25 protein-coding genes and 4 tRNA genes are annotated in these 21,403 nt (G+C 69.9%); 16 read left to right on the plus strand and 13 right to left on the minus strand.

Going from position 1 to position 21,403, the window contains the following annotated elements; genetic code table 11:
• Positions 1-31 precede the first annotated feature (31 nt).
• The gene (locus VNG13_04415; GenBank protein ID HVA59767.1) at positions 32-376 is read left to right on the plus strand and encodes a hypothetical protein; all 345 of its coding nucleotides are present in this window, start codon (positions 32-34) and stop codon (positions 374-376) included.
• On the opposite strand, the gene VNG13_04420 is transcribed toward VNG13_04415, so the two are convergent.
• The 3 genes from VNG13_04420 to VNG13_04430 all read right to left on the minus strand — a co-directional run bounded on the left by VNG13_04420 (position 373) and on the right by VNG13_04430 (position 3,284).
• Positions 373-948: an HIT domain-containing protein gene (locus VNG13_04420; protein ID HVA59768.1), complete on the minus strand. Its 576-nt coding sequence runs from the start codon at positions 946-948 to the stop codon at positions 373-375. The two genes, VNG13_04415 and VNG13_04420, sit on opposite strands and share 4 nt — an antisense overlap.
• Complete coding sequence (thrS, locus tag VNG13_04425) at positions 945-2,918, minus strand: threonine--tRNA ligase (protein HVA59769.1); 1,974 nt, start codon at positions 2,916-2,918, stop codon at positions 945-947. Before thrS ends, VNG13_04420 begins: the two co-directional genes overlap by 4 nt.
• 93 nt (positions 2,919-3,011) lie before the next feature.
• On the minus strand, positions 3,012-3,284 hold the full coding sequence (locus VNG13_04430; GenBank protein ID HVA59770.1) for a hypothetical protein: 273 nt from the start codon (positions 3,282-3,284) through the stop codon (positions 3,012-3,014).
• A gap of 123 nt (positions 3,285-3,407) precedes the next feature.
• On the opposite strand from VNG13_04430, the gene VNG13_04435 reads away from it, so the two are divergent.
• From VNG13_04435 to VNG13_04445, 3 genes are all read left to right on the plus strand, one after another.
• Complete coding sequence (locus VNG13_04435) at positions 3,408-4,388, plus strand: threonine/serine dehydratase (GenBank protein HVA59771.1); 981 nt, start codon at positions 3,408-3,410, stop codon at positions 4,386-4,388.
• A gap of 44 nt (positions 4,389-4,432) precedes the next feature.
• On the plus strand, positions 4,433-5,233 hold the full coding sequence (locus tag VNG13_04440) for a hypothetical protein (protein HVA59772.1): 801 nt from the start codon (positions 4,433-4,435) through the stop codon (positions 5,231-5,233).
• Positions 5,234-5,295: 62 nt separating this feature from the next.
• Positions 5,296-5,688, plus strand: a complete 393-nt coding sequence (locus VNG13_04445; protein ID HVA59773.1) for a hypothetical protein — start codon at positions 5,296-5,298, stop codon at positions 5,686-5,688.
• A gap of 51 nt (positions 5,689-5,739) precedes the next feature.
• Here VNG13_04445 and VNG13_04450 read toward each other — a convergent pair whose 3' ends face one another.
• Positions 5,740-6,495: an anti-sigma factor gene (locus VNG13_04450; protein ID HVA59774.1), complete on the minus strand. Its 756-nt coding sequence runs from the start codon at positions 6,493-6,495 to the stop codon at positions 5,740-5,742.
• On the minus strand, positions 6,492-7,112 hold the full coding sequence (locus VNG13_04455; protein ID HVA59775.1) for a sigma-70 family RNA polymerase sigma factor: 621 nt from the start codon (positions 7,110-7,112) through the stop codon (positions 6,492-6,494). The genes VNG13_04450 and VNG13_04455 overlap by 4 nt, the downstream gene beginning before the upstream one ends.
• A 232-nt stretch (positions 7,113-7,344) precedes the next feature.
• On the opposite strand from VNG13_04455, the gene VNG13_04460 reads away from it, so the two are divergent.
• From VNG13_04460 to VNG13_04475, 4 genes are all read left to right on the plus strand, one after another.
• The gene (locus tag VNG13_04460) at positions 7,345-8,301 is read left to right on the plus strand and encodes a hypothetical protein (GenBank protein ID HVA59776.1); all 957 of its coding nucleotides are present in this window, start codon (positions 7,345-7,347) and stop codon (positions 8,299-8,301) included.
• A gap of 2 nt (positions 8,302-8,303) precedes the next feature.
• Positions 8,304-8,777 (plus strand): hypothetical protein, encoded by a 474-nt coding sequence (locus VNG13_04465; protein HVA59777.1) that lies wholly within the window; start codon positions 8,304-8,306, stop codon positions 8,775-8,777.
• On the plus strand, positions 8,774-9,163 hold the full coding sequence (locus tag VNG13_04470; protein HVA59778.1) for a plastocyanin/azurin family copper-binding protein: 390 nt from the start codon (positions 8,774-8,776) through the stop codon (positions 9,161-9,163). Before VNG13_04465 ends, VNG13_04470 begins: the two co-directional genes overlap by 4 nt.
• 166 nt (positions 9,164-9,329) lie before the next feature.
• The gene (locus VNG13_04475; protein HVA59779.1) at positions 9,330-10,547 is read left to right on the plus strand and encodes a hypothetical protein; all 1,218 of its coding nucleotides are present in this window, start codon (positions 9,330-9,332) and stop codon (positions 10,545-10,547) included.
• 200 nt (positions 10,548-10,747) lie between these two features.
• Here the strand turns inward: VNG13_04475 and VNG13_04480 are convergent, their stop codons facing one another.
• From VNG13_04480 to VNG13_04490, 3 genes are all read right to left on the minus strand, one after another.
• Positions 10,748-11,131, minus strand: a complete 384-nt coding sequence (locus VNG13_04480) for a hypothetical protein (protein ID HVA59780.1) — start codon at positions 11,129-11,131, stop codon at positions 10,748-10,750.
• A gap of 371 nt (positions 11,132-11,502) precedes the next feature.
• Positions 11,503-12,132, minus strand: a complete 630-nt coding sequence (locus VNG13_04485) for a hypothetical protein (protein HVA59781.1) — start codon at positions 12,130-12,132, stop codon at positions 11,503-11,505.
• Between the two features lie 5 nt (positions 12,133-12,137).
• A complete protein-coding gene (locus VNG13_04490) occupies positions 12,138-12,788 on the minus strand; it encodes a hypothetical protein (GenBank protein HVA59782.1) in 651 nt (216 codons plus the stop codon).
• A gap of 210 nt (positions 12,789-12,998) precedes the next feature.
• On the opposite strand from VNG13_04490, the gene VNG13_04495 reads away from it, so the two are divergent.
• Positions 12,999-13,523: a DinB family protein gene (locus VNG13_04495; protein HVA59783.1), complete on the plus strand. Its 525-nt coding sequence runs from the start codon at positions 12,999-13,001 to the stop codon at positions 13,521-13,523.
• A gap of 108 nt (positions 13,524-13,631) precedes the next feature.
• Here VNG13_04495 and map read toward each other — a convergent pair whose 3' ends face one another.
• Entirely contained in the window at positions 13,632-14,486 is an 855-nt protein-coding gene (gene map / locus VNG13_04500; protein HVA59784.1) for a type I methionyl aminopeptidase, read from the minus strand.
• 47 nt (positions 14,487-14,533) lie between these two features.
• On the opposite strand from map, the gene VNG13_04505 reads away from it, so the two are divergent.
• The 3 genes from VNG13_04505 (at position 14,534) to VNG13_04515 (ending at position 15,669) form a co-directional block, all read left to right on the plus strand.
• Positions 14,534-14,794 carry a helix-turn-helix transcriptional regulator gene (locus VNG13_04505; GenBank protein HVA59785.1) on the plus strand — a complete coding sequence of 87 codons (261 nt, stop codon included), beginning with the start codon at positions 14,534-14,536 and terminating at the stop codon, positions 14,792-14,794.
• A gap of 171 nt (positions 14,795-14,965) precedes the next feature.
• A complete protein-coding gene (locus VNG13_04510; protein ID HVA59786.1) occupies positions 14,966-15,250 on the plus strand; it encodes a hypothetical protein in 285 nt (94 codons plus the stop codon).
• On the plus strand, positions 15,235-15,669 hold the full coding sequence (locus VNG13_04515; GenBank protein HVA59787.1) for a PIN domain-containing protein: 435 nt from the start codon (positions 15,235-15,237) through the stop codon (positions 15,667-15,669). The genes VNG13_04510 and VNG13_04515 overlap by 16 nt, the downstream gene beginning before the upstream one ends.
• A gap of 54 nt (positions 15,670-15,723) precedes the next feature.
• On the opposite strand, the gene VNG13_04520 is transcribed toward VNG13_04515, so the two are convergent.
• A tRNA-Val gene (locus VNG13_04520) sits at positions 15,724-15,798 on the minus strand.
• 210 nt (positions 15,799-16,008) lie between these two features.
• Between VNG13_04520 and VNG13_04525 the strand changes: the two genes are divergently transcribed.
• Positions 16,009-16,437: an SsgA family sporulation/cell division regulator gene (locus tag VNG13_04525; protein ID HVA59788.1), complete on the plus strand. Its 429-nt coding sequence runs from the start codon at positions 16,009-16,011 to the stop codon at positions 16,435-16,437.
• A 352-nt stretch (positions 16,438-16,789) separates the two neighbouring features.
• Here VNG13_04525 and hutU read toward each other — a convergent pair whose 3' ends face one another.
• The 3 genes from hutU to hutH are packed head-to-tail and all read right to left on the minus strand — an operon-like array spanning position 16,790 to position 20,872.
• Positions 16,790-18,472, minus strand: a complete 1,683-nt coding sequence (gene hutU / locus VNG13_04530; GenBank protein ID HVA59789.1) for a urocanate hydratase — start codon at positions 18,470-18,472, stop codon at positions 16,790-16,792.
• Between the two features lie 34 nt (positions 18,473-18,506).
• On the minus strand, positions 18,507-19,340 hold the full coding sequence (locus VNG13_04535; GenBank protein HVA59790.1) for an aminotransferase class IV: 834 nt from the start codon (positions 19,338-19,340) through the stop codon (positions 18,507-18,509).
• Positions 19,337-20,872 carry a histidine ammonia-lyase gene (gene hutH / locus VNG13_04540; protein ID HVA59791.1) on the minus strand — a complete coding sequence of 512 codons (1,536 nt, stop codon included), beginning with the start codon at positions 20,870-20,872 and terminating at the stop codon, positions 19,337-19,339. Before hutH ends, VNG13_04535 begins: the two co-directional genes overlap by 4 nt.
• A 76-nt stretch (positions 20,873-20,948) precedes the next feature.
• Here hutH and VNG13_04545 point away from each other — a divergent pair.
• The 3 genes from VNG13_04545 to VNG13_04555 all read left to right on the plus strand — a co-directional run bounded on the left by VNG13_04545 (position 20,949) and on the right by VNG13_04555 (position 21,263).
• A tRNA-Gly gene (locus VNG13_04545) sits at positions 20,949-21,021 on the plus strand.
• Positions 21,022-21,054: 33 nt separating this feature from the next.
• Positions 21,055-21,126: transfer RNA gene (locus VNG13_04550), tRNA-Cys, on the plus strand.
• Between the two features lie 60 nt (positions 21,127-21,186).
• A tRNA-Val gene (locus VNG13_04555) sits at positions 21,187-21,263 on the plus strand.
• Positions 21,264-21,403: the final 140 nt, after the last annotated feature.

Raw genomic sequence — 21,403 nt, forward strand, 5'->3', positions numbered from 1 at the left:
CGGCCGCTCGATGGTGGGACCCTGCTCCCTCGTGGACATCACCGCCAATCCGTCGCGCACGGTGCGTGTCGTCCTGGGTGGCGGACTGGGGCTGGCGGCGGCGGTGGTGCTGGCCGTTGCGGTCAATGCCGGCGCCACGGTGCCCGGTCAGGCACCGACCGTTGGGCGGATCGTCGCCGTGCGGACCGACCTCACTGGTGTGCAGATCGTCTTGGCCGCCGGCCCGGGCCAGGTCGAGGCGGCGTTGGCGCCACGAGCCCAACTCACGGTGGCTGGCCGTACGGCCAGCCCTTCGGCACTGGTCGACGGGACGCGCTGGCGACTCTGGTACGACGGGTCGGGAAGGATCGTGCGGGCCGAGCGGCTCGACGCCTAGCCCGGCAAGTTCCCCGGTGCCGAACCACTCGGCCATGCTGCCGCCAGCATCTGTCTGGTCTCGGTCAGCAATTGCGGCAATACTTTGGTGTGCCCGACCACGGGCATGAGGTTCGTGTCACCGCCCCAGCGCGGCACCACATGCTGGTGCAGGTGCGCGGCTATCCCCGCGCCGGCGACCGCCCCCTGGTTCATCCCGACGTTGAAGCCCTGCGCGCCGCTGGCGGTACGCAGAACGCTCATCGCCTGCTTGGTGAAACCCGCCAATTCCGCCGTCTCCTCCGCGGTGAGGTCGGTGTAGTCCGACACGTGCCGGTAGGGCACGACCATGAGGTGCCCGGCGTTGTAGGGGTAGAGGTTCAGCACCGCGTAAACCAAATCGCCGCGGGCGACAACGAGCCCCTCGGCGTCGGGCATGGGCTGGATCCGGCAGAACGGGCACCCCTCGTCCGGGCCCGCCCCGGTCGGCTTTCCCTCGCCCCGGATGTAGGCCATCCGGTGCGGCGTCCACAGTCGCTGAAAGGCGTCCGGGCTGCCCGCACCCTGCTGCTGGGCGGGCTGCTCCACCGTCATGGGACGGCCGGCGGGTCGGGGTCGGGGCGGCGTTCGGCGACGACTCGGCGGATCTCCTCGAGCGCCTCGTCGACCGCCACACCGCGCCGCTCGACCCCGTTGCGGTAGCGGAAGGACACCGCACCGGCCTCGATGTCGCGGTCGCCGGCGATCAGCATGAACGGCACTTTCTCCTGCTGGGCCTTGACAATCTTCTTCTGCATCCGCTCGTCGCTGTCATCGACATCGACCCTGATGCCATGGCTGCGCAGCCGGTCCGCGACCCCGCTGAGATAGTCGACGTGGCGTTCGGCGATCGGGATACAGGTGACCTGGACCGGTGACAGCCAGGCCGGGAACGCGCCGGCGTAGTGCTCGGTCAGGACACCGAGGAACCGTTCGACCGAACCAAACAGCGCTCGATGGATCATCACCGGCGATGGCCGGCCCCCGTCAGCCGCCTGGTACTCCAGCTCGAAGCGCCGAGGCAACTGGAAGTCCACCTGGATGGTGGACAGTTGCCAGGTCCGGCCGATCGCGTCCCGGGCCTGCACGCTGATCTTCGGGCCGTAGAACGCTGCCCCGCCCGGATCGAGGACCAGGTCGAGCTGCTCACCCTCGGCTGCCGCTCGGAGCGCATCGGTGGCCTCCACCCAGTCCTCCTCGGCGCCGACGAACTTCTCCGAGTCGTCGCGGGTGGACAGCTCGAGATAGAACTCGGACAGGCCGTAGTCGCGGAGCAGATCCAGCACGAACCGCAGGAGGGACTTGAGTTCGCCAGCCATCTGCTCGCGCGTGCAGAAGATGTGCGCGTCGTCCTGGGTCATCCCGCGAACCCGGGTGAGCCCGTGGACAACGCCTGACTTCTCGAACCGGTACACGCTGCCGAACTCGAAAAACCGCAGTGGCAGCTCACGGTAGGAGCGCCCGCGCGCCCGGAACACCAGGATGTGGAACGGGCAGTTCATCGGCTTCAGGTAGTAGTCCGCGCCTTCCATGTGCATCGGCGGATACATGCCGTCGGCGAACCACTGGAGATGACCCGAGGTCTCGAACAGCTGGCCCTTGGTGATGTGCGGCGAGTACACGAAGGAGTAGCCCGCCTCCTCGTGCCGCAGCCGCGAGTAGTCCTCCATGACCCGGCGCAGGATCCCGCCCTTCGGATGGAAGACCGCGAGGCCTGAACCGATCTCGGACGGGAAGGAGAACAGGTCCAGCTCCGCTCCGAGCCGGCGATGGTCGCGTCGCTCGGCCTCCTCCAGCAGGTGCAGGTGGGCGGCGAGCGCATCGTCGCTCTCCCACGCGGTGCCGTAGATGCGCTGCAGCTGGCGGTTGTGCTCGTCGCCGCGCCAGTAGGCCGCGGCCGTCCGCATCAGCCGGAAGGCCGGGATCCGGGCGGTCGACGGGACATGCGGCCCGCGGCAGAGGTCGGTGAACGCGGCCCCCTCGTCGGCCAGGTTGTCGTACACGCTGATCTCGGGGCCGGCCGCGTCGACCACCTCGTCGCCTTCGACGTTGCCGGCGGCGGCCCGCTCGATGATGTCCAGTTTGTACGGCTGGGCGCGGAACAGCCGGGATGCCTCCGCCGGCTCGACGACCCGCCGGGAGAAGCGCTGGTCGGCACGGATGATCTCCCGCATCCGCGCCTCGATCCGCTCGACGTCCTCCGGGGTGAACGGGCGTTCGACATCGAAGTCGTAGTAGAAGCCGTTCTCGATCGGTGGTCCGATCGCGAATTTCGCATCGGGGAACAGGTCGGTGACCGCCTGGGCGAGCACATGTGCGGTCGAGTGCCGGAGGATCGCCCGCCCGTCCGCCGAGCCGAGCAGGATCGACTCCAACCGGTCGCCTTCGGCCGGTACGAAGCTCAGGTCCGCGAGCTGCCCGCCGTTGACCCGGACCGCTATGACCTCCGCGCCGCCAACGAGATCCGCGGCCGTCGCCCCAGCCGGGACGCTGCGCGCCTCGCGGTCAACGGTGATCTCCGGCACGGCAGGGCTCCTCGGGCAGACGCGGGGGTCGCCGCGATGCTACCGAGCGGGCCGGCGACAGCCGGCGGCGTTCATGCCGAAGGGCGGGCGGCGCTACCGGACGAACTCGCGCGGGTCCACCGGCTCACCCCGGAGGAAGGCCACGGCCGCCGGAACCGCCCGCCGCGCCTCCCGCAGGCTCGACGCCACCAACCGGTGCACGACCGAGATGTCCTCGACTTCGGGGTCGGTCAGGGTAAAGCGGGCGGACCAGCCGGACGGACAGCGCTCGTAGCGCACGGGGACGGCCCCGGCACCGGGGAGTTCGAGCACCTCGGCTACGCCGCCGGCGTCGAGGCGCACCCCGGCGGGATCGGTGCCTCCCACAGCGCCACCTCTCGTCGTGTGCTGATCGTCCAGGTACGGTACCCGTCCGGATCGCCCGGTTTGCCGGGGAGCGCTGGATTTCACCCGGATGGCGGAATCAGCGGGCGGTCGTAGCGTTGCGTCGTGAACCCGCTCTTCCTCGCCGACCATCTGACCGATATCCGGACCGCCGCGGAGCGGATTTCCGGTCGGGTGCTGCGCACCCCGACGCTCGCCCCGCTTGATTTCGCGGGGGTGCTGCTCAAACCCGAGTGTCTCCAGCCGACCGGCTCGTTCAAGGTCCGCGGGGCCTTCAACGCCCTTCTGGAGTTGCACGCGGCGAGCCCGGACCTCGCCGGGGTGGTGACCGTGAGTTCGGGGAACCACGGACAGGCGCTGGCCTATGCCGGCCGCAACCTGGGCGTCCCGGTCGTCGTGGTCATGCCGGCGTCGGCGGCGCCGGTGAAGGTCGCCGCGGTCACCCGGCTGGGGGCGCGCGTAGTCAGCGACGGCGTCACGCCGGAGAACCGGGAGGAGTGTTTCCGCGCCGTCGTCGAGGAGACCGGATTCGCCCCGGTACACCCGTTCGACAACTGGTCGGTCATCCACGGCCAGGCCACGATCGGGCTCGAAATCCTCGCCGACCAGCCCGAGGTCGCAACGATCGTCGTCCCCGTGAGCGGGGCCGGCCTGCTGTCGGGGGTTGCGATGGCGGCGAAGGCGCTCCGACCCGACGTCCGGGTGGTGGGCGCCGAGCCCGCCGCGGCCGACGACGCCCGGCAGAGCCTCGCCGCCGGCCGGGTCGTGCGGCAGATCGCCGGGCCGACGATCGCCGACGGTGCCCTCGCCCCGGAGATCGGGGCTCGGCCCGCCGAGGTGCTGCTCGAGCAGGGGCTGGTGGACGCGATCGTCACGGTGAGCGACGACGAGCTGCGGGAGGCGCTGCCCCGGTTATGGATGGGCGCGAAGCTGCTCGCCGAGCCGACCGGTGGGCTCGCCGTGGCTGCGGGGCTGCGCGGGGGGCTGGGGATGCCCGTCGTGGCCGTCGTCACCGGTGGCAACGTCGACCCAGCGTTAGTCGCCGCCCTGCTGGCACCGGACCGGGGCGCGCCACCTCGGCGTTGACGGATGGTTCGAACCGGACCGGCCGGCGCGACGAATACCAGATCATGAGCTTCGACCTAGCGGCCTATCGGCAAACCGTCCGGCCGGTCCAGGTGGATGACCTCGACTTCGGGGCCTTCCGCGACCGGCCGCTGTCCACCGGCACGTTGCGCTGCCTGCGCTACATGCACGACGTGGAGTCGCACACCGTTTGCTATCTGCGCGACCTCCTGCTGACGAGCAGCCATCGGGACCCGGAGATCACGACCTTCCTCACCATGTGGAACTACGAGGAGTACTGGCACGGCGTCGCCCTCGGCCGGGTGCTCAAGGCGCACGGGGAACCCGCCGAGGCCGAGCGGATCGGACCGATGCGGGCCCGGCTCGGAACGAAGGACCGCTTCGCGCCGTTCGTGCACGCCCTCGGATCCAGCCTGCTGGGTGAGGACTTCGTCGCGCTGCACATGACCTGGGGAGCCATCAACGAGTGGTCGACCCAGGCCGGCTACGACCGGCTCGCCGAAATCGAAGGACATCCCGTCCTCACCGAACTTCTCGGCAGGATCGCCCGGCAGGAGGCGCGGCACATCGCGTTCTACGCCACCCAGGCCCGGGGCCGGTTGGCCCGCTCGGCGAAGGCACAGCGCGGGACCCGCTGGGCGCTCCGCCGGCTCTGGGCGCCGGTCGGCAGCACCGTAATGCCTGCCGTAGAAACGCGTTTCCTGCTCGACTACCTGATGGGGGGATCTGCTGGGCGCCGCTGTGCCCAGCGCGTCGAGCGCAACATCGACCGCCTCCCCGGCCTCGACGGGTTACAGCTCGTAACCCGCGCCCTGGACAAGTACCCAACGTCCGTCGCGGCCTGATCCCTCCCCGCCCTGACGGTTGCCGCGGTGAACTGACCGGGTAGCTGCTGCGAATGTCCCACATGACCAGGTCGTGGATCGCCCATCCCCCCGACCTCCTGGTGGCCCTGCTGCTCGACGCCGCATCGGGCCCTCCGGTGATCCTGCACCCCGACGGCGTGACCCGGCTGGACTGTCCCCGGACCGACGGTGTCCAGCTGGCCGGCGTCTCGTCCGAGGACGGTCACGACCTGTCATGGGCCTGGGGCTTCGTCGCCGCCGAAGTGAGCGATCCGTGGGTGCGGTTCCAACGCTGGCACGGCCTGAGCCGTCGCCGGGTTCCGGTTCGCCGGCTCTCGGCGAGCGTTTGGACGGCCCAGGTTCCTGGCCGGTGGTCCGCGGTCTCGTTGATCCGGTCCGCGGCCGAGGTGGCGCCGGCCGGGCTGGGTGCCGGACGGGTCGCGCTGACTCGCTGACTCCCTGTCGCGGCCGTCGCGGCACACCTGGCCGGGCCGCCCATCTCAGCGTCAGGCGCTGATGGCCACCGGGGTCCGGGTCGTGCGGGCCGGGACCCCGGGCCCGTTCTCCTCGGTGATGGCAAACGTGCCCGCCAGCCCGGTCACCGACCCGACATCGACCGTCGTCAGTCCCGCTCCGGTGACCCGGAAGCCGCCGACCGGCTGCAAGGCCCCGTCCGCGATGCGCCAGAGCACGTAGATGCTGGTCCCCGTCGTCGGACTGAGCCGGTCGGCGACCAAGGTCACGCTGGTCCCCCGCAGCAAGGCGGCCGCAGCGGGCTGCGCCGAGCCGGCGATGTGCAGCACGACCGTGTGGCAACCGGTCTGCTCTAGACAGCCGAGGACCTGCGAGCTTGCGAGCAGCGAAGGATTGCTCGACGACCCGCCGCCCAGGGTGAGCGGCAGGCTGATGGCCGCCGCTACCGCTGCGCCGGCTGCCGCCGCGAGCAGCGAGTTGCGGTAACCGCCCCGACGGAAGCCGATCTGGCGGACCAGGGCCGAACCCGGCGCCACCACAGCCCGGGCATCACGTCCGATCTCCTCATCGATCGCAGCCCACAGTGACTTCGGGGGAAGGGCCGGCTCGGCGACCGTCGCCAGCTCGGTCACGGTCGCCTCGAAGCCGGCAACGGTCTGCTGGCACTGCGGGCAACCGAGCAGGTGCCGGAGAAAGGCGTTCTCCTCGGCCGGCTCGAGCGCGTGCAGCGCGGAACCCGCTGCCAGTTCGTCCCACTCCTGATGGTGGCGAGATGCTGGACCAGTCATCGGAGTTCACCTCGCAGAAAATCGAAGGAGTCCGGGGCGTCCCCGGCTAGTGCATCACGAAGCCGGCGCAGACCGGCAAACGTGCGGGTCTTCACCGTTCCCAACGGCACATCTATCAGTTGCGCGATCTCTTGCTGCGTGTAGCCGCCGAAGTAGGCAAGGAGCAACGGGGTCCGCTGCGCTTCGGGAAGGGTCTGCAGCGCCGCTCGTATCCGGTTCGCCCGCAGGCTGTCGTCCGCCAATTCGGCGACGTCAGAGCCGCCCGCGGGCTCCTCGTACAGCAGGTCGAAGTTGTCCCGCCGGCGCCGGTGGACGTCCTCACGTCTGACCGCGTCGACACTCTTGTGGTGGGTGATCGAGAGTAGCCAGGTCTTCACGCTGGCCTTGGCCTGGTCGTACCCGGAGGACCGCCGCCAAAGCGCGACGAAAACCTCCTGTACCACGTCCTCGGCCAGCCCCTCGTCCCCCACGATGCGCCGGGCCAGGCCGTAGCAGGCGGCGCCGTAGCGCCGGTATATCTCCCCCAGCGCATCCCGGTCGCCTCCGGTGACCGCGTCGATCAGGAGTGCGTCCGGGCGGTCGCCGACGTCGGCGACCGGCTGGTGACGCGAAAGCATCTGGACCGACCTCACAACCTTGGTTCGGACACCGGGCCGGTTCGGTTCATTCGGGCCTGGTTACCGAAAGTCTGCCCGGCCCGGGCGGGACCAAGCGCCCGAGGGACGGTCGCCTGGCGGCCGCCCATGGCCAGTTCCTGGGGCGGCTTCGGTGCGCTTGCCGGGGAGTGGCCGGGTCACCCGGCCCGTGACGATAAATGAACCGCGAGCCGCCCCCGGGCGAAAGACCCGCATGCGAATCACCCGGCGAAGTATGCAGATCCTGCTCGGGATCCTGTGGCTGGTCGACGGCGCCCTGCAACTTCAGCCGTTCATGTTCGGGAAAGGCTTCGCCACCCAGGTCATCGACCCGGCGGCGGCCGGTCAGCCCACCTTGGTGCGGTTGCTGGTCACCGGCTCGGGTCACCTGATCGGCCTGCATCCCGTCCTCGCGGACACCTTCTTCGCGACCGTGCAACTGGCCCTCGGAGCCGGCCTTCTGCTCCGGCGGACGGCTCGCCCCGCGCTCGCCGCGTCGATTATCTGGGCACTGGGGATCTGGGCCTTCGGCGAGGGCTTCGGCGGAGTCTTCGGTGGCCACACCAGCCTGCTGCTGGGTGCCCCCGGCGCCGCACTGATCTATGCGGTGCTCGCGGCGGCGGCTTGGCCACAACGCGACGGCGACTCCGCTCCAGCGAGCTGGCTGCCGGCCGCCTGGTCTGGCATCTTCGCCCTCGGAGCACTGCTGTGGGCGCTCCCTTGGCAGTTCAACGGACGCTCCATCGCCGGGCAACTCACCTCGAATCTGGCCAGCCTGCCGGGGCCCGTGGCCTCGGTGGTGCTCTCCTTGGCAACATTCACCTCCGCCCACGGGCACCTCGTCGCGGCCGTGCTCGTCGCGCTCGGGATTGCGGCGGCGGTCCTCGCCCTACGGCCTGGCCGCTGCCGGACTGTCGCGGCGACGCTGGGCGCCACCCTCGCTCTGGCCGCGTGGGCTTCTAGCCAGGCATTCGGCGGGATCTCGACCGGACAGGCCACCGATCCGAACACCGGCCCGTTGCTCGTCCTGCTCGCCGCGGCACTCGCGGCGACCAACGCCCGGCGACCTGTCCCGGCCACCGCCCGGTATCCCGTCGCGGTCACCTCGGGCCGTCAGCAGCCGTCTCCCAGCTGGGCAACGGCACCGGCACTCTTCGAAAGGGCGGGATGATCATGGATCGGCTCAGGTCACTGGACGTCAATTCCGCCCTGCAGATCCTGCTCCGAGTCGTCGTCGCGGCAGCACTTGCGGTCGACGCCTTCGAGCACGCCAAGCTGGCGCCGCTCTATGACGGGATCCGAGCCTCGGTGAGCCAGGGCAATTTGTTCCGGGCGGAGGCGGGAGTTGCGGCCGCCGTGGCGCTGCTCGTCCTGGTGGTCGGGCGTCGCGTCGGTTACTCCGCGGCCTTCCTCGTCGCGGCGAGCGCGCTTGGAGCCGTGCTGCTCTACCGATACGCGGACGTCGGCCGGCTCGGCCCGCTCCCCAACATGTACGACCCCGGCTGGTTCCCGACCGGCAAGCCGGTCTCCGCAATCGCGGAGGCCGTGGCCTCAGCCGCCGCCCTGGTCGGGCTGGCCGACGCCCAACTCAGACGCCGGCGGACACCTGCCCGTTCGGTCGCACGCCAACAGGATGGAACACCATGAAACTACGTCTCGCGTCCCTGGCCGTAGCGCTCGCGGCGGCCGCCACTGCCTGCGGCGGGAGCTCCGGCGGATCTCACGTGGCCCCCCCGGCCGCGGCCGGGGCCGGCGGACAGCACGTGACCATCGACGGCAACTCGATGTTCCGGTTCAGCCCGATGTCGATCGCCGTGCATACCGGAACGGTCACGATCACGCTGACAGATCAGGGCGCCTACCCGCACAACATCGACATCCCGTCGCTGAAGGTGACGTCAGGTTCGGTCTCGGGCAATCCCGGTGGCACCTCAACCAGCTTCACCGTGACATTCCCCCACGCCGGCACGTACCCGTTCAAGTGCGACTACCACAGCAGCGCCGGCATGGTCGGTGACTTCGTCGTCTCCTGATCCAGGAGTCGAAGATTTCCCTGCCTGGCTGTGATTTGGCCCGATCCCAAAGACTTTCGAGGGTGAGGCGAACCGCCTCGGCCTTCGGTCCGAAGACCTTCCCGAGTCCCTTCCCGATTGGAGAAAGCAAATGCACACATCGCTAATGGTTCGCGGCGGAGTTGGGGTGGCCAGCCTGGCCCTCGCCCTGGCCGCCTGCGGCGGCGGCAACACCGCCGCCCCGACATCCACCACCACCACGGGGTCGACGCCGCCGCCGGCATCCGCCACCACGGCGTCCGACGTCACGGCGACGCCGACCGCCACCCTCGAAGCCGGCCTCGACCAACTGCTCCGAGAGCATGTCGACCTCACCGCCAACGTCGTCGAGACCGCCATCACGAAGGGCCCGTCGTCGACGGACACGAAGAACGCCCTGGCCGCGCTCGACGCCAACACGGTCGGCCTCGGGCAGGCCATCGGCAGCGTCTACGGGCCGGCGGCCCAAACCGCATTCATCAAGCTCTGGCGGGCACACATCGGCTTCTTCGTCAACTACACGCTCGGCCTGGCCAGCAACAACACGTCCATGGTGAATACCGCGAACCAGGACCTCGCCGGCTACATCACGCAGTTCTCGGCCTTCGTGAACAGCGCGACGCAGCTCCCGGCGTCGGCGGTTGCCGCTGACCTACAGGGTCACGTGACCACCCTGGAAACGGCGATCAAGGCGATCGTGACCAAGAGCCCCGAGGCCGGCAAGGACATCGAGATGGCGGCCATGCACATGGACGGCACCGCGCAGGTTCTCGCCCAGGGCATCGCGACCTCGAAGAACATCTCCGGCAGCGCCACCGGCGCGGGCGCCGCGCTTCGTGAAGGCTTGACCGGCCTGCTGATCCAGCACGTCGCGGCAACCACCTTCGTCGTCCAGACCGCCGTGGCCAACGGCGGCAACCTCAAGGCGCCCGAGGTGCAGGGTGCGATCTCGGCCCTTACCGATAACACCAACCAGCTCGGCGCGGCGCTCGGCAGCGTCTACGGTCCCGCTGCGCAGGCGGAGTTCCTCAAGTTGTGGAACGCCCACATCGGGTTCTTCGTCAAATACACGCTCGGCAAGGCGACGAAGAACGCCAGCCAGGTGACGCAGGCGCAGAGCGATCTGTCCGGCTACATCTCGCAGTTCTCCGCGTTCGTCAGCTCTGCGACGAAGCTGCCGGCGTCCGCGGTTGCCGCGGACCTGCAGGGTCACGTGCAGACCCTCGAGGCCACGATCAACGACATCGTCGGGGACAGCCCGTCGACGTCGGCGGACCTCGCCATGGCCGAATCGCACATGGCCGGGACCGGAGCGGTGCTCGCCCAGGGCATCGCCGCTGCGAACCCGTCGAAGTTCACCAACTGAGCGAACGGGATCCCGGCGGATGGCCGGGGGTGGACAACCACCCCCGGCCATCCGCCGTTCTCGTCACTGCCTCCACGCGCGCACCGTTGGGTCCGTGTGCGGGCGCAGGTCGGTCGGCAATGCGCCGAGGCTGGCCGGCCCCGGCTGCGGGCTCCTTGGCTCGCAGTTCCGGTCATGGGGCTCGACCGGTTGCCCCGTCGTCAGTAGGAGCCGAAACGACGCCGGCGGATGCACAGTCCGGCTCCGACACCCAGCGGGACCCCGGCGGCCAGCGCAAGTCCAAAGGCGAGTACGCCGTCGAACGCCGCAGCGGCGACCTGCTCGCCATGGTTGGGGGCAGGCCCAACGAGTACGCGATGCTGGGGGCTGAGCATGAGTTCGACCTGGGTGCCCACCGGGGCACAGATCGAATCGACGGGCACGGTCCCGGTCACGCCGACCACTTTCACCCGCACAGAGCAACCGAAACCCCCATCACCGGGCCGGGCCGAGGCGACCACTGCGGAGGTCGGCCGCGCCATGGCGAGATCGCGCTCGCGAGCAAGACCCACGACCGTCCAGGTCACCGCGATGGCAAACGCCATGGCGACAACTGCGAAAGCGATGATGGGCTCCGCGATCCGGCGGGCATGCCTCCGCCCTTCCAGGAAATCCGGAAAGCCCACCACCACGGGCCGTTAATCTACCGGGGATGACCATGGATCCGCCTGCCCAATACCGGCAAGGGTCAGCACGGGCCTCCCCCCGGGTCCCCTCCCGCACGGTGTCGAACGCATCAGTGGCGCCGCGCGTGGAATCGCGGCAATTCAGCGGAGCATTCTCAGGAGGTCATCGGGCGAGTCGGCCATAGCCTGCACGCCACCGCCCAGCAGTTCCTCGCGCGCCGATGCAGCCCAACGATCTCCGCGAAGGAGTCCGGTAGCCGTGATCCGACGAATCGGCGCGGGTCGCCCGCCTAGCGGTTGCCGGGATCTACGTCCGGTGTCGCCTGTTCGAAGCGTTGCGGATGCGCCGAGTGCAGGATCATGCCGCGGGTGACGATCCTCGTGCCGTCGCCGACCAGGACGAGTTCGGCGAGTTCGCCGACGCTTAGCCCGGCTGCGAGATGGTCGGCGATACGGATCTCCGCGATGCGCAGCCGGATCGAACGCTGGTCCTCGCTCGAGCCGGTCCAGCTCGCCACGGGACCCTCAGCCATCTCGAATTCCTCGCCGAGCCGCAGATCGCCGGACAATGCGCGCCCGCGGATCGCGATCGCGTACGTCGTGCCCGACGACGCGCTCGCGGGGACCGGCATTGACTCCACGGAGAACGAGCCCCGTGGCAGACCGAGCGGGTCGTGCCTGCGCCTGGCTGGACGCACCGCCGAACCGACGAAACGCGGGTCCGCGGCCGGCCCCTGCCATGCCGGCGCCGTGCCGACCTTTGCGTCGGCTGCCGTCCAGCCGGGGTAGGGAGCGGGCCAGTTGGGAGCCGGAGGCAAGGACAGCGAACCCCGCTCGAGAACGGGCTCCGAACAGTTCCGCAAGTAGAAGGAAGCAATCGCCCCCTTGGCGGTCAGGTCGACGAGTCCGGCCAGGACCACAAGCGCTACCAGGGTGCTACCAGTGAGCGCACTGCTCGAATGAGCCGCACGAGCGCCTGCAATGCCAGCGGCGGCACCAGAACGTACCCGGCGTCGGCGGGCCAGTGCCGGCGCAACATGCGCAGCCCGTCGCGCAACGCGGTCACCGCCGAGCCCGTGCTGTAAGCGAGAGCGGGAGTGACGAAGGTCAACATCAGGTCAAGGACGACCGCCGACACGGTTCCGGCCGTGATTAGTCGGGCATTGCCGTGCACCGGCCGGGCCAGCAGGTCCACCACGAGGAAGAACGGCACCTCGATCAGTAGCGCAAGGGCCCCGAGTCGCAGGAATCGCCCGATGTAGGCCCAGCTGTCCACCCAGACCTGGGCGGGGCCCGTCGACGCGCCCCGCCAAATCCGCAGATACCACAACCGGACCGCACCGAAGTACCCCAGCTGGAACACGCCGACCCCGAACGACAGCTCGCTCAAACCGAGCAAGACGCCGGCGTGATGACCGCAAGATGTCGCCGGAGCCACGCAGTCGTGCGTCATCGACGCGGCCGAGGCCCGGTACAGTCCGCTGGCTGCCGCAACCGCCGCGGTCACCAGCGGAAGGAAAGGGTGCCGCCGCCAGGAGAGCAGTGCCCGCTGCAAATCTCCGACGAACTCTGCCACGGGCCCTCCAGGGCTGCGTTCGACAAGCTCGATGCCGTTTCGCCGCAGACCACGAAACTCCTGCCCGTAGCAGGTGCGGATCGTTCGCGCGCCGGTCCCCACCTTGGCGCACGCACGGTTGGGAGGCCAGGACGTCGGCCGTCAATCAGCGTCGGGCGGGTGGCTGGCGCCGGGCTGACGCGGACCCGGCGGCGCGAGAGGATCAACCTCGTGGCAGAAACCGCTTTCCCGAGCCCGACGATCCCGATCAGCGACGAGCGGCAGGTCCTGCTCGGCTACCTGGACTTCTTCCGCGAGGTGGCATTGGCAAAGGTCGCCGGCATGGCGCCGAAGGATCAGACGGCCAGCCCGTTGGCTTCGGGCTGGACCCCGCTGGAGCTGCTCAACCATCTTCGTCATGTGGAGCGGCGCTGGCTGGAGTGGGGCTTCTGCGGGGTCCCCATGTCGGATCCGTGGGCCGATCACCGAGACCACCGCTGGCACACGGATGAGGACTTCGCTGAAATCTCCGCACAGCTGGAGCGGCAAGCGGTGGTGAGCCGGCGAGTGGTCGAGGACCACGGTCTGGACGAGGTGGGGCAGCCGGGCGAGCGCTGGGATGGTGACCCGCCGGCGACGCTTCGGCGGGTACTCCTGCACCTCGTGCAGGAATACGCTCGCCACTGCGGACACCTCGACATCGTCCGCGAGATGGTCGACGGCGCGATCGGCGAAGACACCGGGCCGCTGCAATAGCGCAAGGGCCCCGCGGGCGGCTCATTCGGGCACGCACGCGGTCAGGACACCCCGACTAGCGGACGGGGGCCGGCCGTCATAAGGGCGCCGGAGCTGGCCAACCAGACGTCAGGGCTCGACCCCCAGCACTTCCGGTGGGCGATACTTACCCGCATGCGAACCGGCGTGTGACGGCTGCGGGTCCCGATATCGATCTTCGGTCGCGGTGAGGATGACGGGCCCGTCGTCGGCGATGACGATGGTGTGTTCGAAGTGGGCGCCGCGCGAGCCATCGGTGCTGCGCAGGGTCCACCCGTCGAGGTCGACGCGGTAGGCGTCGAGGCCGCCGCCGAGGAACCACGGTTCGATGGCGATGGTCAGGCCGGTCCGTAGGCGTAGCCCGCGTCCGGGGTGGCCGTCATTCGGCACGGAGGGGCTTTCATGCATCGTGCGGCCGACACCGTGGCCGCCGAAGTCGGTGTGCAGCCCGTAGCCAGCTGCGCGGGCGACGGTACCGATGGCGGCGCTGATATCGCCGAGGTGAGCACCGGGCTGCGCAGCGGCGATCCCGTTGCGGAGTGCCTGCTCGGTGGCTCGCAGCAACTCCAGATCGTCAGCGCAGGAATGCCCGACGCAGAACGAGATGGCGGCGTCGCCGGCCCACCCGTCGAGAGTTACGCCGCAGTCGACGCTGAGCATGTCGCCGTCGTGTAGCCGGTAGTGGCTCGGCGGCCCGTGCAAGACCGCGTCATTGACCGACAGGCACAGCACGCCGGGAAACGGCGTGGGGGCGAAGGCGGGCTGGTAGCCGAGGAACGGTGAGGTGGCGCCCGCGGCGGCGAGCATGGTCCGGGCCAGGCCGTCCAGATCGTCCAGTCGCACGCCGACGGCGGCTTTGGCGCGGACCGTGGTGAGGATGTCGGCCACGATGGCACCGGCGGCGCGCATCGCCTCGATCTCGCCAGGTGACTTGAGTTCGATCATCGCGTTTCGCCTTCCGGTATTTCTATCCCGGTATTACTATCGCACGCATGGTGCGACCGATGCTGACTCCGGAGGAACGCGAACGCGGCCGGCAACTCGGCGCGGCCCTCCGCGCCGTTCGAGGCCCCCGCAGCATGGTCGAGGTCGCTGCAGTCTCGGGCGTGGCGATCGAGACACTCCGCAAGATCGAGACCGGCCGAATCGTCACCCCGGCGTTCTTCACCGTCGTAGCGCTGGCCCGGGCGCTTGCGGTGCCGCTGGAGGCACTCGCCTCGGCGGAGCAGCAGACGCTGACAGCGGTCAGCTAAAAACAACCTGAACCACGCCACCAGTTAGCTGTAATTGCAGCCGAGGGGGCCGTGCTTCTTGCTGTGCCTGTCCCATGCCGGCCGAAAATCCGGACCTCGTAGTGGTAGTCCCAAGATTCAACACCCGTACGGATCTGTACGAATCCGTGCGGGTCGCGCTAGACTGGATCCATGGCCACGATCAACGCCGACGAGGTGAGGATTCCGCGGAGCGTGCGGGACGCGGTGACCCGCCACGAACAGGTTGTCGTACTCAACAGGGAGCGGCCGGTACTCGCCATCGTGCACCCGGACGACCTGCCTCACTTAGGCACTCGGCGTCGTGGTCGGGCAGTACGGGAGATCGCAGCGCTGCTCGCCGGAACTCCCGCTCCCGACCCGGACTTCGCCAAGGACATGGACGCCGTCTTGGACAGCGTCGGGCCCGCGCCGGAGGATCCGTGGGAGCGGTCGTAGACACCACGGTCTTCATCGACCTGGAGCGCTCAACTTCGCGAGAGGGGCACGCCCGTTCCGCCGAACTGATCGGCCAGCGCCTGACGGAATGCCTCGGGCCTGACGAACAAGCAGCTATTGCGGCCATCACCGCCAGCGAGTTGCTCCACGGCGTACACCGCGCGAGCGCTAAACACCGCGCCACACGCGAGGCCTTTGTCGAATCGATCCTCGCGGTCGTTCCCGTTCTCGATTTCGACCTGCTGGCGGCCCGAGCACATGCGCGACTGTGGGCCGACCTTGCCAACACCGGGTCCGACGTCGGGCCACACGACCGGATAGTAGCCGCGACCGCGATAAGCCTCGGCTGGCAAGTGGCAACGGCCAACGTACGTCACTTCGGACGGATCGCGGGTCTCGACGTGGTCGAGGTGCGCTGACGTGACTGTTCCCAAACGGCTGTCCCATATCCGGCCGAAATCCGGAGTTCAGAGTGGTGGGCGATACTGGGTTCGAACCAGTGACCTCCTCGGTGTGAACGAGGCGCTCTACCACTGAGCCAATCGCCCGCGGGCCCGGCTGACTCACGCCGGGCGGCGCAAGTCTAGCGTTCAGCTCGGGCCCGGCAGAGCCGCCGGCTCCGGAAAACCGGTAGAACCCGGGCATTCCAGGGCTCTTGCGGGTGTTTCGGACCGAAATTAAGTTAGCCATAACCGCAGGGTGGGCATCGTCGTTGTCGAAGTACTAACCACGCGACCGCGACGAAAGACGAGGCCCCGATGAACGCTCGACCCGAGTCCGTTAAGGAAGAGCTCGAGCTGCGCCTCGTCGTCCCCGGCAGCGGTTCCTTGCCGGTCGCGGCGGACATGTCCTACGAGTCGGCCGACCCCTACGCGGTCCACGTGGCCTTCCACACCGGCGAGGAAGAGATCGTCGAGTGGGTGTTCGCCCGGCAGCTGCTCACCGACGGGGTCACCCACCCGGTGGGCGAGGGCGACGTGCAGGTTTGGCCGTCGCACGCGGAGGGGCGCCCGGTCGTCTGCCTCGCGCTGTCCAGCCCGTCCGGCCGGGCGCTGTTCGAAGCGCCGCTCACCGAGCTCGTCGAGTTCCTGACCAAGACCTACGCCGCGGTCCCTACCGGCAGCGAAAGCGACTTCGTCGACCTGGACTCGGAGCTTGCCCTGCTGATCTGGGGCGAGGAGAGCTGACCGAACCCGATACGAAAGGCCCCCGCCAACCGGCGGGGGCCTTTCGTATTCCCCGGAGTCACAACGCGGGCGACACCCGTCAGTACGGCAGCGGCCGACCGGAGGGGGTGCGCAGATCGATGGGCGGCGCACTCGGGCGCGGCGCGGGCCGGCTCACCTGGACCCGAATCATGCGTACCTCCCGAGCGGAGCTTCGCTGCTGTCAGGGCAACTATCGGCACGAACCCGGCGCGCGGTAACTCGACGATCGGCCCCGATATTCGGTCAAACGGCCTCATCTGCGGACGACTCGGGGTCATCCGTTCGGACGGTTTCGGGTCGGCCGAAGCGCCGATCCGGGGGGAAACCCGACTCAGGCCTGCCACGCCGGGGGGTGCGTGCCGGGCTCCAGCGGCATCCGGACGCCGACGCCGCGAGCCGTGTCCAGCGCGATGTCGTAGCCGGCGTCGGCGTGCCGAACGACCCCGGTGCCCGGGTCGTTGGTCAGCACGAGCTCGAGCCGCCGCCGGGACTCGGCGCCGCCCTCGGCCACAACCACGACCCCCGCATGAATCGACTTCCCGATCCCGACGCCGCCACCGTGGTGGACCGAAACCCAGGAAGCCCCCGACGCGGTGTTGAGCAGCGCGTTGAGAACCGGCCAGTCCGCGATCGCGTCCGAGCCGTCCCGCATCGCCTCGGTCTCCCGCTCCGGGCTCGCTACGGACCCCGCGTCGAGGTGGTCTCGTCCGATGACGACCGGCGCTCGCAACTCACCGCGGGCGACGAGATCGTCGAAGGCCAGCCCGGCGACGTGCCGCTCCCCGTACCCGAGCCAGCAGATCCGCGCCGGCAAGCCCTGACCGCGTACCTTTTCGCGGGCAAAGCGGACCCAGCGCTGGAGCCCGTCGTCGTCCGGGAACGCCTCCAGCACCGCCCGGTCGGTCGCGGCGAGGTCGGCGTCGTCGCCGGACAGGCAGGCCCAGCGGAACGGCCCGGCCCCACGCGCGAACAGCGGGCGGATGTAGGCGACGACGAAGCCCGGGTAGGCGAAGGCGTCCGTGACCCCGGCTTCCAGGGCCTGGCCGCGCAGGCCGTTGCCGTAGTCGAAGGCGATGGCGCCGGCCGCTTGCAGCTCGAGGATCGCCCGGCAGTGCACCGCCATCGACGCCGTGGCCCGCTCGACGTACTCCCCCGGCTTGGCCCGGCGCAGCTCGACCGCCGCTTCGAGGTCGATGCCGGCCGGCACGTAGCCCGCCAGCGCGTCGTGCGCCGAGGTCTGGTCGGTTTCGACGTCAGGGGTCCAGCCCCGGGCGAGGAGGTCCGGGAGGACCTCGGCGGCATTCCCGATCACCGCCACCGACAAGGGCCGGCCGGCGGCACGCGCCCGCTCGACCCGGCCCAGCGCGTCGTCGAGCGAGGTCGCGATCTCGTCGAGATAGCCGCCGGCCAACCGGCGCCGGGCCCGCTCCGGGTCGACCTCGACGACCAACGCGACCCCGCCGTTGCCGGTGACCGCGAGCGGCTGGGCCCCGCCCATGCCGCCGAGCCCGGCGGTGAGCACGACCCGACCCGCGAGGGTGCCCCCGAAGTGGCGGGCCGCCACTTCCGCGAAGGTCGCATAGGTCCCCTGGAGGATGCCCTGGGTCCCGATGTAGATCCATGACCCGGCGGTCATCTGCCCGAACATCGTGAGGCCGAGATCCTCGAGCTCACGGAAGTACGACGGCGTCGCCCACTTCGGGACGACGAGCGCGTTGGCGATCAACACCCGAGGGGCGAACTCGTGGGTCCGCATGACGGCAACCGGCTTGCCGGACTGCACGAGGAGCGTGTCGTCCGGGGCCATCGTTCGAAGCGACTCGACGATGGCATCGAAACTGCGCCAGTCCCGAGCCGCCTTACCGGAGCCGCCGTAGACGACGAGGTCGTCGGGACGTTCGGCGACTTCCGGGTCGAGGTTGTTCTGGAGCATCCGCAGCGCCGCTTCCGCTCCCCAGCTTCGGGCCGAGCGCTCCGGTCCGCGCGGCGCCCGCACCACCCGCGCTCCCTGCATGGCCCGCTCCCTCCGTCCCCGCGACGGTATGCCGTCAGGGGTCGATATCGATCGCCGCTCGCTCCGCGAAGACCTCGGCCGCCCGCCGCGTGAGTTCGCCCGGCGTCGCGGCGAGCGCCGCCCCGTCGACCCAACGCACCGGCTGCACGTCCCGCAAAGTCGAAGCCAGGAACGCCTCGTCCGCGGACCGTAACGCGTCCAACGGAACCTCGACCTCGGCCACGTCGCCGAGCCATTCCAACAACAGATCCCGGGTTACCCCGCGCAGGCAACCCGTGCTCAGCGCCGGTGTCACCAGCCGGCCGTCGAGGCCGAGGAACACGTTGCTGCCGGTTCCCTCGCACAACATCCCGACCGTGTTCGCGAAGATCGCCTCCGTTCCGCCGCGCTCGTGCGCGTACCGGAGCGCCACAACGTTTTCGGCGTAGGACGTCGTCTTCAACCCTGCGGTCGCCGCGCGCTCGTTGCGGACCCACGGAGTGATGACGACATCGGCGAAGGGGGCCGCCGGCGCTGCGGGGGCAAGCCCGACGATGACGGTCGCGGGGCCGTCCCCGCGCTCCGATGACAGCGGTGAGGGTCCGCCGGTCACGGTGATCCGCAACCGGGCCAGCCCGTCCGGCGCCGCCACATCGGCGAGGACAGCCACGATCCCCTCCCTTACCTGGGCGGCGTCGACCACCAGCCCCAACCCGGCCGCCGAGTGCTCGAGCCGGCGCAGGTGCCGGGTCAGGGCGAACGGCACGCGATCGAGGACCTTTGCGGTCTCGAAAACCCCGTCGCCGGCCACCACGCCGTGGTCGTTGATCTTTAACGAGGGGATCTCCCCGCGCGTGACTGCGCCCCCCACCCAGGCCAGCAGGGTCATCGCAGCCGACCGGTCACGGATTCGGCAGCCGCCAAGAGGTCGGGGAGCAACGCGGCGACCGCCTCGATCTGCGGCGCGACCTCCCGGTCGACGTCCATCGGCGGCACCGCCGCGCGCAGCGTCGCATGCACCGCGGAGGTGGCCGGCCCCGGTCCGGCGAGGGCCGCCCGCAGGTCGATGCCCTGCGCGGCACAGAGCAGTTCGATGGCCAGCACGGGACGCACGTTGGCCACGACGGCCCGCAGCTTCCGGACCGCCCCGAATCCCATGGACACGTGGTCCTCTTGGTTCCCCGAGGTGGGGATGGTGTCCACGCTCGCCGGATGCGCGAGCACCTTGTTCTCGCTGACCAGCGCCGCCGCGGTGTACTGGGCGAGCATGAAGCCGGAGTTCATGCCCGGGTCTCGGGCGAGGAACGCCGGGAGCTCGCGGCTGAACGCGGGGTCCAGCAGCCGGTCGACCCGGCGTTCGGAGATGCTCGCCAACTCGGCCAGGCCGATCGCGAGGATGTCCGCGGCGAAGGCGAGCGGCTCGCCGTGGAAGTTGCCGGTCGTCATCGCCTCGCCGTCGATGATCACCGGATTGTCGACGACCGCCCCGAGCTCGATGTCGAGGACCCCCCGGACGTGGGCGAGCAGGTCCCGGACGGCCCCATGGACCTGCGGAGCGCAGCGCAGGCAGTACGCGTCCTGCACCGCGTGCCGGGAGTCGCGATGGCTGGCCAGCAGCGGGGAGTCGGCGAGCAGCGCCCGCAGGTTGGCTGCCGACTCGAGCTGCCCGGGGTGCGGCCGGAGCGCCTGCACCCGGGCGTCGTAGCTTCGGTCGGTCCCGAGCAAGGCTTCGACGGACATCGCGCAGGCCAGGTCCGCGACGGTGACCAGGAGGTTCGCGTCGTGGACGGAGAACCCGAGCAGCGCCTGCATCGGCTCGGTGCCGTTGAGCAGCGACAGCCCTTCTTTCGGGGCCAGCACCAGGGGATCGATCTCGTGCGCGGCGAGCACCTCGGCCGCCGGTCGACCAGCCGGGTCCCCGCCGGGCTCGCGGAGCCGGCCGGCCCCGATCAGCGGCGCCGCAAGGTGGGCTAGCTGGGCCAGATCACCGGAGGCACCGACGGAGCCCTGCCCGGGCACGACCGGCAGCAGGCCCCGGTCGAGCAGTTCCAGCAACCGGGCCGGCAGCTCCACCCGCACCCCGGAGAGCCCGGCGGCGAGCGTCCGGGCGCGCAGCAGCAGCAACGCCCGGATCTCCGCATCCCCGAGCGCCGCCCCCACCCCGGCAGAGTGGGACAGGACCAGGCTGCGCTGCATGGCCATCAGGTCCTCGCCGGCCACCCGGGTGTCGGCCAGCGCACCGAAGCCCGTCGTGACCCCGTACACCACCGCATCGGCCGCGACCGCTTCCGCGACGGCAGCCTGGCTCGCGGCCATCCGGGCCGCCACATCCGGGCCCAGCTCGGCGCGGGCCCGACCGTGGGCCACGTCGATCAGATCGTCAAGGGTCAGCGGGTCGCCGGTGACCGTGACCGTGCGCATGACCGGAACCTAGCGCGACCCGCCGGCCGGGCTCCTCCTGTATCGTCTGCGGAAGCGCCGGACCCGGTCCGGCCGTGCGGACGTGGCTCAGTTGGTAGAGCATCACCTTGCCAAGGTGAGGGTCGCGGGTTCGAATCCCGTCGTCCGCTCGGGGCGTGTCCGCAGGGGCCCCGGCCCCGAGCGGCGGGATGGCCGAGTGGCTTAGGCAAGGGCCTGCAAAGCCCTGTACGCGGGTTCGATTCCCGCTCCCGCCTCGAGACGGCTTCGACGGATCGGAGGGTGGACAGAGCGCGATCGATGCGAACCGCAAACCCGGGCGGGTAGCTCAGTTGGTTAGAGCGCATCCCTGACACGGATGAGGTCGGAGGTTCGAGTCCTCTCTCGCCCACCAAGACGTCTTCACCGAAGTCGCCTGTTCATGTTCACCGAAGGGTGTGACATTTTCGGGCGGGGCGCTGGCGTGGGGCTGGACGGGCTGTGTTTTGGCCTGGGAGTGGCCGGGCGGGATGTTTGGGCCGCGCGCGACCGGCC

It is taken from the genome of Mycobacteriales bacterium (assembly GCA_035533475.1).
In the GTDB taxonomy this organism is placed as follows: domain Bacteria; phylum Actinomycetota; class Actinomycetes; order DATLTS01; family DATLTS01; genus DATLTS01.

Coding starts and splice junctions, on each gene's coding strand:
- VNG13_04420 (HVA59768.1), bottom strand. CDS start 948: ATGACGGTGGAGCAGCCCGCCCAGCAGCAGGGTGCGGGCAGCCCGGAC.
- VNG13_04440 (HVA59772.1), top strand. CDS start 4,433: ATGAGCTTCGACCTAGCGGCCTATCGGCAAACCGTCCGGCCGGTCCAG.
- VNG13_04445 (HVA59773.1), top strand. CDS start 5,296: ATGACCAGGTCGTGGATCGCCCATCCCCCCGACCTCCTGGTGGCCCTG.
- VNG13_04450 (HVA59774.1), bottom strand. CDS start 6,495: ATGACTGGTCCAGCATCTCGCCACCATCAGGAGTGGGACGAACTGGCA.
- VNG13_04455 (HVA59775.1), bottom strand. CDS start 7,112: ATGCTTTCGCGTCACCAGCCGGTCGCCGACGTCGGCGACCGCCCGGAC.
- VNG13_04460 (HVA59776.1), top strand. CDS start 7,345: ATGCGAATCACCCGGCGAAGTATGCAGATCCTGCTCGGGATCCTGTGG.
- VNG13_04465 (HVA59777.1), top strand. CDS start 8,304: ATGGATCGGCTCAGGTCACTGGACGTCAATTCCGCCCTGCAGATCCTG.
- VNG13_04470 (HVA59778.1), top strand. CDS start 8,774: ATGAAACTACGTCTCGCGTCCCTGGCCGTAGCGCTCGCGGCGGCCGCC.
- VNG13_04480 (HVA59780.1), bottom strand. CDS start 11,131: ATGGCGTTTGCCATCGCGGTGACCTGGACGGTCGTGGGTCTTGCTCGC.
- map (HVA59784.1), bottom strand. CDS start 14,486: ATGATCGAACTCAAGTCACCTGGCGAGATCGAGGCGATGCGCGCCGCC.
- VNG13_04505 (HVA59785.1), top strand. CDS start 14,534: ATGGTGCGACCGATGCTGACTCCGGAGGAACGCGAACGCGGCCGGCAA.
- VNG13_04510 (HVA59786.1), top strand. CDS start 14,966: ATGGCCACGATCAACGCCGACGAGGTGAGGATTCCGCGGAGCGTGCGG.
- VNG13_04525 (HVA59788.1), top strand. CDS start 16,009: ATGAACGCTCGACCCGAGTCCGTTAAGGAAGAGCTCGAGCTGCGCCTC.
- hutU (HVA59789.1), bottom strand. CDS start 18,472: ATGCAGGGAGCGCGGGTGGTGCGGGCGCCGCGCGGACCGGAGCGCTCG.
- VNG13_04535 (HVA59790.1), bottom strand. CDS start 19,340: ATGACCCTGCTGGCCTGGGTGGGGGGCGCAGTCACGCGCGGGGAGATC.
- hutH (HVA59791.1), bottom strand. CDS start 20,872: ATGCGCACGGTCACGGTCACCGGCGACCCGCTGACCCTTGACGATCTG.